This is a genomic window from Streptomyces viridiviolaceus (assembly GCF_014650995.1).
GTDB classification, from domain to species: Bacteria; Actinomycetota; Actinomycetes; order Streptomycetales; family Streptomycetaceae; genus Streptomyces; species Streptomyces viridiviolaceus.
In genome coordinates this window covers 124868-137361 of record NZ_BMWA01000015.1, presented here as the reverse complement: position 1 = coordinate 137361, position 12494 = coordinate 124868, and the positions used below count along the sequence as shown (strand labels likewise).

The 12494-nt window shown below is 71.4% G+C and carries 10 protein-coding genes; 3 read left to right on the top strand and 7 right to left on the bottom strand.

Features of this window, described 5'->3' with window-relative positions; genetic code table 11:
* Window positions 1-25: 25 nt before the first annotated feature.
* Window positions 26-700: a Crp/Fnr family transcriptional regulator gene (locus IE260_RS22980; protein WP_030422469.1), complete on the bottom strand. Its 675-nt coding sequence runs from the start codon at window positions 698-700 to the stop codon at window positions 26-28.
* A gap of 276 nt (window positions 701-976) precedes the next feature.
* Between IE260_RS22980 and nth the strand changes: the two genes are divergently transcribed.
* The 3 genes from nth (at window position 977) to IE260_RS22965 (ending at window position 4164) form a co-directional block, all read left to right on the top strand.
* Window positions 977-2101: an endonuclease III gene (gene nth, locus IE260_RS22975; protein WP_189874844.1), complete on the top strand. Its 1125-nt coding sequence runs from the start codon at window positions 977-979 to the stop codon at window positions 2099-2101.
* A 52-nt stretch (window positions 2102-2153) separates the two neighbouring features.
* Window positions 2154-2843: an NUDIX hydrolase gene (locus IE260_RS22970; RefSeq protein ID WP_189874842.1), complete on the top strand. Its 690-nt coding sequence runs from the start codon at window positions 2154-2156 to the stop codon at window positions 2841-2843.
* A gap of 121 nt (window positions 2844-2964) precedes the next feature.
* The gene (locus IE260_RS22965) at window positions 2965-4164 is read left to right on the top strand and encodes a MarP family serine protease (protein WP_189874840.1); all 1200 of its coding nucleotides are present in this window, start codon (window positions 2965-2967) and stop codon (window positions 4162-4164) included.
* A gap of 21 nt (window positions 4165-4185) precedes the next feature.
* Here the strand turns inward: IE260_RS22965 and IE260_RS41780 are convergent, their stop codons facing one another.
* The 6 genes from IE260_RS41780 to IE260_RS22940 all read right to left on the bottom strand — a co-directional run bounded on the left by IE260_RS41780 (window position 4186) and on the right by IE260_RS22940 (window position 12297).
* Complete coding sequence (locus tag IE260_RS41780) at window positions 4186-4368, bottom strand: hypothetical protein (RefSeq protein ID WP_229881100.1); 183 nt, start codon at window positions 4366-4368, stop codon at window positions 4186-4188.
* Between the two features lie 220 nt (window positions 4369-4588).
* A complete protein-coding gene (locus tag IE260_RS22960) occupies window positions 4589-5539 on the bottom strand; it encodes an alpha/beta fold hydrolase (RefSeq protein ID WP_189874838.1) in 951 nt (316 codons plus the stop codon).
* Entirely contained in the window at window positions 5536-6024 is a 489-nt protein-coding gene (locus IE260_RS22955) for a phage holin family protein (protein WP_189874836.1), read from the bottom strand. The genes IE260_RS22960 and IE260_RS22955 overlap by 4 nt, the downstream gene beginning before the upstream one ends.
* 96 nt (window positions 6025-6120) lie before the next feature.
* Entirely contained in the window at window positions 6121-7545 is a 1425-nt protein-coding gene (nhaA, locus tag IE260_RS22950; RefSeq protein ID WP_189874834.1) for a Na+/H+ antiporter NhaA, read from the bottom strand.
* Window positions 7546-7749: 204 nt separating this feature from the next.
* Entirely contained in the window at window positions 7750-9705 is a 1956-nt protein-coding gene (gene acs, locus IE260_RS22945) for an acetate--CoA ligase (RefSeq protein WP_189874832.1), read from the bottom strand.
* 222 nt (window positions 9706-9927) lie between these two features.
* Entirely contained in the window at window positions 9928-12297 is a 2370-nt protein-coding gene (locus IE260_RS22940; RefSeq protein WP_189874830.1) for a SulP family inorganic anion transporter, read from the bottom strand.
* Window positions 12298-12494 lie beyond the last annotated feature (197 nt).

Below are 12494 nucleotides of genomic sequence, written 5' to 3'. Positions count from 1 at the left end.
GGCGACGGATCACCCGGGGCCCGGGTCACCGGGAGCGCTTGGCCAGCCGCTCCACGTCCAGCAGGATCACGGCACGGGCCTCCAGGCGGAGCCAGCCGCGCTGGGCGAAGTCCGCCAGCGCCTTGTTGACCGTCTCGCGGGACGCGCCGACCAGCTGGGCCAGCTCCTCCTGCGTCAGGTCGTGCACGACGTGGATGCCCTCCTCGGACTGCACGCCGAAGCGGCGGGAGAGGTCCAGCAGGGCGCGGGCGACACGGCCGGGGACGTCGGAGAAGACCAGGTCGGACATGGCGTCGTTGGTCTTGCGCAGCCGGCGGGCGACGGCGCGCAGCAGCGCGGTGGCCACCTCGGGGCGGACGTTCAGCCAGGGCTGGAGGTCTCCGTGGCCGAGGCCGAGGAGCTTGACCTCGGTCAGCGCGGTCGCGGTCGCGGTGCGCGGGCCCGGGTCGAAGAGGGACAGTTCGCCGATCAGCTCGCCGGGGCCGACGACGGCCAGCATGTTCTCGCGGCCGTCGGGGGACGTGCGGTGGAGCTTGACCTTGCCTTCCGTGACCACGTACAGGCGGTCACCGGGGTCGCCCTCGTGGAACAGTGAGTCGCCACGGGCGAGGGTCACCTCACTCATGGAGGCGCGGAGCTCCGCGGATTGCTCGTCGTCGAGCGCCGCGAAGAGCGGGTTGCGCCGCAGAACGTCGTCCACGAGTTCTCTCCTTGTCGACCTGCTCAGGGGATCTTGCTCCCCCGTCTACCAGGGGACCGTGGTGCCCATTTTGCCGGACAGTCCAAACAGTGTGATCTGTCACAAGGATGCCGCACAGGTGTCCCGGGGTACGCGGCAGGGGTCCAATTGGACGCTGATCTTCAGGGTCCGGGGCGGATGTCGGTGCCGGGCCGTAGGCTTGGCCGAGTGTCCAAATCGCCGGTGAGAGCACAGGCCTAGGGGGCTGCGCGGGTGGTTGTACGTCGCAATTCCGCCGTGGGCGAACAGGGTCCCGATGGCGGCAAGAAAACGGCGAAAGCGACAAAAAGGGCGGCGCCTGTCAAGAAGGCGACCGCGGAGAAGGGTGCCGTGAGCGAGAGCGCCGCGAAGAAGACGGGCGCCGCGAAGAGGACCGGCGTCGCGAAGAAGACCGGCGTCGCGAAGAAGACGGCCGACGTGGAAAAGACGGGCGCCGCCGAGAAGCCGGCATCCGCGGCGTCCGCCAGGAAGGCGCCGCTCGCCAAGAAGTCCGCGCCGCCGAAGAAGGTCACCGTCGCACCCAAGAAGGCCACCGCCGCCGTCAAGGGCGTCGCCCCGGCGAAGACCGTGGCCGCCAGGTCGCCGCGCGACGAGTCGCGCACGGCCCTGGTCCGCCGCGCCCGTCGCATCAACCGCGAACTCGCGGAGGTCTATCCGTACGCCCACCCGGAGCTGGACTTCGAGAACCCCTTCCAGCTGCTGGTGGCCACGGTGCTGTCCGCCCAGACCACCGACCTGCGCGTCAACCAGACCACGCCCGCCCTCTTCGCCAAGTACCCCACCCCCGAGGACCTGGCCGCCGCCAACCCCGAGGAGGTCGAGGAGATCCTCCGCCCCTGCGGGTTCTTCCGGGCCAAGACCAAGTCGGTCATAGGGCTGTCCAAGGCCCTCACGGAGGACTTCGGCGGCGAGGTCCCCGGCCGGCTCGAAGACCTCGTCAAGCTCCCCGGGGTCGGTCGCAAGACCGCCTTCGTCGTGCTCGGCAACGCCTTCGGCCGCCCCGGCATCACCGTGGACACGCACTTCCAGCGTCTGGTGCGCCGCTGGCAGTGGACGGAGGAGACCGACCCCGACAAGATCGAGGCCGCCGTCGGCGCGCTGTTCCCCAAGAGCGACTGGACGGACCTCTCGCACCACGTGATCTGGCACGGCCGCCGCATCTGCCACGCCCGCAAGCCGGCCTGCGGCGCCTGCCCCATCGCCCCGCTGTGCCCGGCGTACGGCGAGGGCGAGACGGACCCGGAGAAGGCGAAGAAGCTGCTGAAGTACGAGAAGGGCGGCTTCCCCGGCCAGCGTCTGAAGCCCCCACAGGCATACCTGGACGCGGGCGGCACCCCGGCGCCGCCGCTGGGGGCCGGATGACGGAACGATCTCGGGCACGTCGGGCGTTGGACATGGCAGAACGGGGGTGGCGATGACGCACGCGAGCAACACACAGGGCGTGGCGCTGAGCAAGGACGGTCTGCCGGGGTGGCTGGAGCCGGTGGCGCGGGCCGTGGAGACGGTGCAGCCCCGCCAGCTGAGCCGCTTCCTGCCGCCGGCCGACGGCGCCGGACGGCAGTCCGCCGTGCTGATCCTCTTCGGCGACGGTGAGCGGGGTCCCGAGCTGCTGCTCATGGAGCGGGCCAGCTCCCTGCGGTCCCACGCGGGCCAGCCGTCCTTCCCCGGAGGCGCCCTCGACCCCGAGGACGGTGACCCGCAAGGGGACGGCCCGCTGCGGGCCGCCCTGCGGGAGGCCGAGGAGGAGACCGGGCTCGACCCGGCCGGCGTGCAGCCCTTCGGCATCCTGCCCAAGCTCTACATCCCGGTCAGCGGCTTCGTCGTCACACCGGTGCTGGCCTGGTGGCGCGAGCCCAGCCCGGTCGGCGTCGTCGACCCGAACGAGACGGCCCGGGTCTTCACGGTCCCCGTGGCGGATCTCACGGACCCCGCCAACCGAGCCACCACGGTCCACCCCAGCGGTCACCGCGGCCCGGCATTCCTGGTCGAATCGGCGCTGGTGTGGGGCTTCACCGCCGGGGTCATCGACCGGTTGCTGCACTTCGCGGGCTGGGAGCGGCCCTGGGACAGGGACAGGCAGGTCCCGCTGGACTGGCGATCATGACAGGGTGGGCGCCGTACGGTGCTCTTCCGGGGGAGGCCGTGTCCGACGGCCGCCGCGGGGTGCGCCGGACCCCCGGCAGGGCCGGTGTGAGCGGAAGACGACGAGGCGAGGGCCTGAATCGGTGAACGTGCTGGACATCCTGCTGCTGCTCGCCGCCGTCTGGTTCGCGGTCGTCGGCTACCGCCAGGGCTTCGTCGTCGGCATCCTGTCGGTGATCGGCTTCCTGGGGGGCGGGCTCGTCGCGGTCTACGTGCTGCCGGTGATCTGGGACGCCCTGACGGACAACGCGGAGGTGAGCACGACCGCCGCGGTCGTTGCGGTCGTCGTCGTCATCGTCTGCGCCTCCGTCGGCCAGGCCCTGACCACCCACCTCGGCAACAAGCTGCGCCGGTACATCACCTGGTCCCCGGCCCGCGCCCTGGACGCCACCGGCGGCGCCCTGGTCAACGTCGTCGCCATGCTCCTGGTGGCCTGGCTGATCGGCTCCGCCCTCGCGGGGACCACGCTGCCCACGCTCGGCAAGGAGGTCCGCAGCTCCACGGTGCTGCAGGGGGTCTCCCGGGCGCTGCCCGAGCAGGCCGACACCTGGTTCGCGGACTTCTCCTCCGTCCTCGCGCAGAACGGCTTCCCGCAGGTCTTCAGCCCGTTCTCCAACGAGCCGATCACCGACGTCCAGCCCCCCGACCCGGCCCTGGCGGGCAGCGCCGTGGCGACCCGCGCCCAGCGCTCCATCGTCAAGGTCACCGGCACCGCCGCCGGCTGCGGCAAGGTGCTGGAGGGCACCGGCTTCGTCTTCGCCGAGCGCCGCGTGATGACCAACGCGCATGTCGTGGGTGGCGTCGACGAACCCACCGTGCAGATAGGCGGCGAGGGCCGCAAGTACGACGCGACGGTCGTCCTCTACGACTGGCGGCGCGACATCGCCGTGCTCGACGTCCCCGACCTGAAGGCACCCGCGCTGCGGTTCACGGCCGAGGACGCGGACAGCGGCGACGGCGCGATCGTGGCCGGCTTCCCGGAGAACGGGGCGTACGACGTGCGCGCGGCGCGGGTGCGCGGGCGCATCACGGCCAACGGCCCGGACATCTACCACCGCGACACCGTCCGCCGCGACGTCTACTCCCTGTACGCGACCGTCCGCCAGGGCAACTCCGGCGGTCCGCTGCTCACGCCCGAGGGCGAGGTCTACGGCGTGGTCTTCGCCAAGTCCCTCGACGACGCCGAGACCGGCTACGCGCTGACCGTGGACGAGATCCGTGAGGACATCGCCCAGGGCCGCAGCGCGAACCAGGAGGTGGACAGCGACAGCTGTGCGCTGTGATCCGGGCCGGGCGGCCGGGGTTCAGCCGCGCGGGTGGCGCAGGCGTACGGAGACCCAGCGGGCACGGCGGCGCAGGATGCGCGGGATGCCTACCCGGGGGTCCGAGCCCGGCAGTTGCGAGGTGCCGCCTCGTCGGTGCGTGCTCACGCCGCTCGTGGAGCGGCCGTCGCGTGCTACGTCACTGTAGTCGTGCGTCCAGCCCATACCTCGACGTGTGCCCCTGCCCCAAGGTCGATAACCGCTCTCGGCGCCCCCAATTGGCCTATGCGCCGGGCATTTGGCTGTTCGTAGGACAAGCGTTCCGGTCCGGATACCGGGCGCGATCGCTCGGTCACCGATCGGGCTCGGGATGCTTCCGGCAATTGACCGGTTCGGTGGAAAAGGCGACCGCCCCGGACCCCGGCCGACTCGGCGCACCTCTGCGTCAGCGGTCGGGTTCGGGGTCCTGCAGCCAGTTGATGAGCTCGGTCGAGAACGCCGCCGGGTCCTCCTCGTGCGGGAAGTGTCCGAGTCCGTCGAACAGGCGCCAGCGGTACGGCGCTTCGACGTACTGTCCGGACCCGGCCGCGCTCCGCGTCCGCATCACGGGGTCCAGCGAGCCGTGCAGATGCAGGGTCGGTACCCGCACGGGCGGCTTCATGCGGCGGTAGAACTGGATGCCGTCGGGCCGGGCCAGGGACCGCACCATCCAGCGGTACGGCTCGATCGAGCAGTGCGCCGTGGAGGGGATGCACATGGCGCGGCGGTAGACCTCCACGGCCTCCTCGTCGGGCAGGCGCGGCCCGGACCAGTCGCGGATCAGCCGGCCCACGAGCTCGCCGTCGTCCGCGGTCAGCTGCCGTTCCGGGATCCAGGGCCGCTGGAACCCCCAGATGTAGGAGCCCGCGCGCGTCTGGCGGACGTCCCCGAGCATGGCCGAGCGCCAGCGCCGCGGATGCGGCATCGACGCCACCGCGAGCCGCCGGACCAGCTTGGGGCGCATCGCGGCGGCCGTCCAGGCCAGGTAGCCGCCCAGGTCGTGGCCGACCAGCGCGGCGTCCGGCTCGCCGAGCGAGCGGACCACGCCGGTGATGTCGAGGGCGAGGCCCGCGGGGTCGTAGCCGCGCGGGGTGCGGTCACTGCCGCCGACGCCGCGCAGGTCCATGGCGACCGCGCGGAAGCCCGCGTCGGCGAGCGCCACCAGCTGGTGCCGCCAGGTCCACCAGAACTGCGGGAAGCCGTGCAGCAGCAGCACCAGCGGCCCGTCGCCCAGCTCCGCGATGTGGAAGCGGGCGCCGTTGGCGGCGACGTCCCGGTGGATCACCTCGCGTCCGCCGGGGACGTCGAGTCGCACGACCGAAGCGGGTTGCGGCGAAGGGGTGGCGGGGTCCGTCATGAGGACGAGCGTGCCACAGCCTCGATGGCCTCCGGGGCCCGGTCCGCGGGCAGCTCCGCACGCGGGTGCGGCTTGGCGTTCTGCAGCACGCCCGCCGACTGCTTCATGGAGGCGGCCACCTTCTGCGGGCCCCGGCCCTTCTTGGCCTTCTTCGCGAAGACGATGCCGATCAGCGCGAGGCCGCCCGCGACCAGGACGTTCGCCGCGAAGGAGAGCAGGAAGCAGACCGCGAGGTTCCACCCGCTCCAGGTCCGGATGCCGTAGGCCAGCGCGAAGTTCAGCATCGGCAGCGAGAACACCAGGACAGCGCCCGCCAGCGAGAACGCGCCCCCGCTGGTCGCCCCGCGCTTGACGTCCTGTTTGAGCTGCGCCTTGGCCAGCGCGATCTCGTCGTGCACCAGCGCCGACAATTCGGTGGTCGCCGAGGCGAACAGCTGGCCGATGCTGCGTTCGGTGCCGACCGGGCTGCCGTCGGGTGCGCTCATCGCGGTCTCCCTCTTCTGCTGATCTGCCTACGGTTCCGTGGCGGTCGTCGTCTGCCCGACTGCGTACGGTCCCGTCTTTTGTACCGTCTCGTCAGATCATGCCGGACCGTCGCCCTCGTCGCCTTCCCCGCCCGCCACCTCGGCAAGCCGCAGCGACTCCTTCTCCTCGGCGATCCGGCGGTGTTCGGCGGCCTTCTTCTCGTAGATGGCGGCCATGCGCAGGTGGTACGCCGGGTCGTCCTCCTCGTAGATGTCCGGGACGCCGCTGAGGTCCTCGTCGCGCTCCTCGGCCTCGGTCAGCCTGCGGTACTTGACGTTCCGTAGCTTCAGCAGCACCGTCGCCAGGGCCGCCGCGATGAGGGAGCCGCACAGGACGGCGGCCTTGACCTCCTCGGTCATCGCCGTGTCGCCCTCGAAGGCCAGCTCGCCGATGAGCAGCGAGACGGTGAACCCGATGCCGGCCAGGGTCGCCACCGCGAACACGTCCGCCCAGGCGAGGTCGTCGCTGAGCGAGGCCCTGGTGAAGCGTGCCGTCAGCCAGGTGCCGCCGAAGATGCCGAGCGTCTTGCCCACGACGAGTCCGAGGACGACGCCGAGGGTCTCCGGCCTGGTGAACACGTCGACGAGCGCGCCGCCCGAGACGGACACGCCCGCGCTGAACAGTGCGAACAGCGGCACGGCCAGTCCCGCCGACAGCGGGCGCACCAGGTGCTCGATGTGCTCGCCGGGGGCGTGGCGCTCACCCTCGCGCCGGTGGCAGCGCAGCATCAGGCCCATCGCGACACCGGCGATGGTGGCGTGGACGCCGCTGTTGTACATCAGCGCCCAGATGACGATGCCGAGCGGGACGTACAGGTACCAGCCGCGTACGCCCTTGCGCAGCAGCAGCCAGAAGACGACGAGGCCGGCGGCGGCGCCGCCGAGCGCCGCGAAGTCGATCGTCTCGGTGAAGAAGATCGCGATGATCAGGATCGCGAACAGGTCGTCGACGACCGCGAGCGTCAGCAGGAAGGCGCGCAGGGCGCTCGGCAGGGAGGTGCCGATGACCGCGAGCACGGCGAGGGCGAAGGCGATGTCGGTGGCCGTGGGCACGGCCCAGCCGGCCAGGGAGCCGCCGCCGGCGGTGTTGGTCAGGGTGTAGACGAGCGCGGGGGCGGCCATGCCGCACAGGGCCGCCACCACCGGCAGCGCGGCGGCCTTCGGGTCCTTGAGATCGCCGGCGACCAGCTCGCGCTTGAGCTCGATACCGGCGACGAAGAAGAAGATCGCCAGCAGCCCGTCGGCGGCCCAGTGCGCGACCGACAGGTTCAGGCCGAGGGCCGCGGGGCCGAAGTGGAAGTGGCTGACGGTCTCGTAGCTGTCGTGGAGTGCCGGTACGTTCGCCCAGACCAGTGAGGCGATCGCGGCGAGCAGCAGCAGGACGCCGCCGACGGTCTCGGTGCGCAGCGCGTCCGCGACGTAGGTCCGCTCCGGCAGGGAGAGACGGGCGAAGAGCTGACGGGCGGTGCGGGGCGCGGTCACGAGGAAGACCTCCGGTCGATGGGCAGCACGGAACACGTGCCGACCAGACTTCCCGGCGCACCATGAGGATCTTGTTGTGTCTTTTACGCGTTCCTTAGCTTACCTAACGTGGCGCGAGCGGGCTGGCTGGGCTCGCGCCCCCGGGTGCCCCCACGCGAAGGGCACCCGGCATGTCGCTCGCCGGGTGCCCTCGGAACCGGAGGTTCAGTCCTCGCTCGGCGCCGCCGGGAGCTTGGACTGGATGAGGTCCATGACCGTCGAGTCCGTCAGCGTCGTGACGTCTCCGAGCTGCCGGTTCTCCGCCACGTCCCGCAGCAGGCGCCGCATGATCTTGCCGGAGCGGGTCTTCGGCAGCTCCGCCACCGGCAGGATCCGCTTGGGCTTGGCGATCGGACCGAGCGTGGCGCCCACGTGGTTGCGGAGCTCGGCGACCAGGTCCTCGGTCTCCGCCGCCGTACCGCGCAGGATCACGAACGCCACGATGGCCTGGCCGGTCGTCTCGTCCGCCGCGCCGACCACGGCCGCCTCGGCGACCGACGGGTGGGAGACCAGCGCCGACTCGACCTCGGTGGTGGAGATGTTGTGCCCGGAGACGAGCATCACGTCGTCGACGCGGCCGAGCAGCCAGATGTCGCCGTCGTCGTCCTTCTTGGCGCCGTCACCGGCGAAGTACTTGCCCTCGAAACGCGACCAGTACGTGTCGATGAACCGCTGGTCGTCGCCCCAGATGGTGCGCAGCATCGACGGCCACGGCTCGGTGAGGACCAGGTAGCCACCGCCGCCGTTCGGCACCTCGTTCGCCTCGTCGTCGACGACGGTGGCGGAGATGCCGGGCAGCGGGCGCTGGGCGGAGCCCGGCTTGGCCTCGGTCACGCCCGGCAGCGGCGAGATCATCATCGCGCCGGTCTCGGTCTGCCACCACGTGTCGACGACCGGGGTGGCGTCCGCGCCGATGTTCTTGCGGTACCAGACCCAGGCCTCGGGGTTGATCGGCTCGCCGACCGACCCGAGGACCCGCAGCGACGACAGGTCGAACTTCGCGGGGATGTCGTCGCCCCACTTCATGAACGTCCGGATCGCGGTGGGCGCGGTGTAGAGGATCGTCACGCCGTACTTCTGCACGATCTCCCAGAAACGGCCCTGGTGCGGGGTGTCCGGTGTGCCCTCGTACATGACCTGCGTCGCGCCGTTCGCGAGCGGGCCGTAGACGATGTACGAGTGGCCGGTGACCCAGCCGACGTCGGCGGTGCACCAGTAGACGTCGGTCTCCGGCTTGAGGTCGAAGACCGCCCAGTGGGTGTAGGCCGTCTGCGTGAGATAGCCGCCGGAGGTGTGCAGGATGCCCTTCGGCTTACCCGTCGTCCCCGAGGTGTAGAGGATGAAGAGCGGGTGCTCGGCCTCGAACGCCTCCGGCGTGTGTTCCGCGGACTGCCGGTCGACGGTCTCGTGCCACCACTTGTCCCGGCTGTCGTTCCAGGCGACGTCCTGGCCGGTGCGGCGGACCACGAGCACGTGCTCGACGTTGCCCGCGCGCTCGACGGCCTCGTCGACGGCCGGCTTGAGGGCGGACGGCTTGCCGCGCCGGTAGCCGCCGTCGGCGGTGATGACGACGCGGGCGTCGGCGTCCTGGATGCGGGTCGCCAGGGCGTCCGAGGAGAAACCGCCGAACACGACCGAGTGGGCGGCGCCGATCCGGGCGCAGGCCAGCATCGCGATCGCCGTCTCCGGGATCATCGGCATGTAGACGGCGACCCGGTCGCCCTTGCGCACACCCAGCTCCAGCAGGGCGTTGGCGGCCCTGGAGACCTCGTCCTTGAGCTCGGCGTACGTGATGGCGCGGCTGTCGCCGGGCTCACCCTCGAAGTGGATGGCGACGCGGTCGCCGTTCCCGGCCTCCACGTGCCGGTCCACGCAGTTGTACGCGACGTTGAGCTCGCCGTCCTGGAACCACTTGGCGAACGGCGGGTTCGACCAGTCGAGGGTCTCGGTGGGCTCCTGGGCCCAGGTCAGCCGGCGGGCCTGCTCGGCCCAGAAGCCGAGCCTGTCAGCCTTGGCCTGTTCGTACGCCTCCGCCGTGACGTTGGCGTTCGCGGCCAGGTCGGCGGGGGGTGCGAACCTGCGCTCCTCCTTGAGCAGGTTGGCCAAGGATTCATTGCTCACGACATCTCCCTTTCTCAGGGTTGTCCGTTGTGTCCCAGGCCACAGCTCATCAGACCCGAGGGGCCGATGACAAGGGTCGACGGCCAACTGGTTTAGACCTATCCGCACTGGCCGCTTCCGTGGCCGGTGGTCATCCGTACCCACGGAAGCCGGCGGCCCCGGGTTCAGCGTCTGTAACGCCTCTCACACTCCGGAGCCGCCGGCTTTCCCGTACGCAGCGGCTCAGGCGGGATCCGTTTCCCGCACCAGGTCGAACAGGCCGTCCCCGGCGTCCTCGGTGAGCAGGTACGCCTGGGCCTCGCCCACGTGGAAGTACATGCCGTGCAGCTCCAGCTCTCCCGCGGCCAGGGCCCGGGACACCGATTCGTGGGCGCGCAGGTGCTCCAACTGCTGGACCACGTTGGTCAGGCAGAGCTGCTCGACCGCGTCGGCGGGCCGGCGCCCGGCCAGCGGAGCCCAGGAGCCGTCGTCGTCGGTCATCCGCTCCAGGCTGGGCAGCCCGTGCCGCAGCCAGCGCCTGAGCGGGGTCCGCGCGTCCTCCGGCTCGGAACTGAGCAGCGCCTGCATGGCGCCGCATCCGGAGTGCCCGCACACCGTGATGGACCGGACCTTCAGCACGTCCACCGCGTACTCGATCGCGGCGGCCACCGAGTCGTCGCCGCTCTCCTCGCCGGGCAGCGGCACGAGATTGCCCACGTTGCGCACGACGAAGAGGTCGCCGGGACCACTGGAGGTGATCATCGACGTGACCAGCCGCGAGTCGGCGCAGGTCAGGAACAACTGGGAGGGCTGTTGTCCCTCGCGCGCCAGACGGGCCAGCTCGCCGCGCACCAGCGGAGCGGTGTTGCGCTGGAACGCGCTGATGCCGCGCGCCAGTTCCTGCCCGCTCGGGCCGCTGCGCCCGCTCGGACCGCCCTGACCGGCCGGCTCACCGTCCACGTCCTGCCGGTCGTCGGACGGGAGCGGGGACTGCGGGCGGTCGCACTGGTGGTTGCGCCAGGGCGTCCAGGGACGGCAGCGGCAGCCGGCCAGGTCTCCCGGCTCCGAGATGCGCGTGCCGGGGCGGCGGCCGGTGACGTCGACGGAGCCGCCCTGCGAGGTGTGGGTCTTCTGCCAGTCCTGGAGCGTCTCGTACGCCGCGTGGTCCATGAACGACCCGTCCAACTCCACGACCGCGTCGGCGCCGTGGGGAACGAGATGCAGGACCCGGCTGAGCCGTGGCACCGCGAGGAACGTCAACTGGCCTCGGACATGGACGTGATGGACTCCTTCCCTCTCCTCGTACGTGATCCGGGTGCGGGTCAGGCGGTGCAGGGCAACGGCGACCGCCACGGCGATGCCGAGCGCGACGCCCTCCAGGACGCCGAGGAACACCACACCGCCGGTGGTGACCGCGTAGACCAGCACCTCACGGTGGCGGGTCACCGTGCGGATGTGGTTCAGCGACACCATCTTCAGGCCGACGGCCATGACCAGGGCGGCGAGCGAGGCGAGCGGGATGAGCTCCAGGGCCGGGACCATCAGCAAGGTGGCGATCACTACGAGAACGCCGTGCAGCATCGTGGAGTTCCGGCTGACGGCGCCCGCGTGCACATTCGCGGTGCTGCGCACGGCCACACCTGCGATGGGCAGTCCGCCGAGGGACCCGGAGACGATGTTCGCGGCGCCCTGTCCGAGCAGTTCGCGGTCGAGGTCGGAGCGGCCGACGTGCCGGGTCGGACCCGGCCGGGCGGCGGCCAGCTTGTCCACGGCGACCGCACCGAGAAGGGACTGCACACTGCACACGAGCGTGGTGGTGAGCACGGCGGCGAGGAGGCCGAGCACCGGCCCGTCGGGCAGCGTGGCCAGGGCGTGGCTGCTCCAGGACGGCAGGTCGACCTTGGGTAGCCGCAGCCCGGCCAGGGCGGCGACCGCGGTGGCGCCGGCGACGGCGATCAGGGCGGCCGGGACCTTGCCCAGGACCTGTCCGGCCCGGCCGGGGATCTTCGGCCAGAACAGCAGCAGGGTCAGGGTCAGCACGCTCATCGACACGTCGGCCGGATGCAGGTCGGCCAACTGGGCGGGCAGCGCGAGCAGGTTGTCGGGGACGGAGCTCTGCGGTGTGCCGCCGAGGACGATGTGCAACTGGGCGACGGCGATGGTGACGCCGATGCCGGCGAGCATGCCGTGGACGATGGCGGGGCTGACGGCGAGCGCGGAGCGTGCCACGCGCAGGCAGCCCAGGCCGAGCTGGGCGATCCCGGCGAGCACGGTGATGGCGCAGGTCGTACGCCAGCCGTAGCGCTGGATGAGGTCGGCGGTGACCACCGTGAGACCGGCGGCGGGGCCGCTGACCTGGAGCGGACTGCCGCCGAGCCAGCCGGCGACGATTCCGCCCACCGCGGCGGCGACGAGGCCGGCCTGGAGCGGGGCGCCGGTGGCGAGGGCGATGCCCAGGGACAGGGGGAGCGCGATCAGGAAGACCGCGATCGAGGCGGACACATCGGCGCCCGCGACGCGGAAGCGCCGAGGCCCGTGGTGCGGCGGGCTGTGCGGTGGGTGGACGTGCTTGGTCGCGGTCGAGTCGGCGTGGGTGGGGACGCAGGCGGACATGTTTTCCCGTCTCCTCCGGGGCTGCGCGGTCGCGGTCATGGGGGGTCCGCCCCTCGGTGGGGGGCGGGGTCGCGGCCGTGGGTCACGGCGTACAGCGGCGGGATCGGCGCGTGAGGTTGCGCTCAGTAAATAGATCGTAATTCGGAGTAAAGAGCAGGAATAGATTTTTAGCGCAAATGGAGTACCTGTCTGCTCAA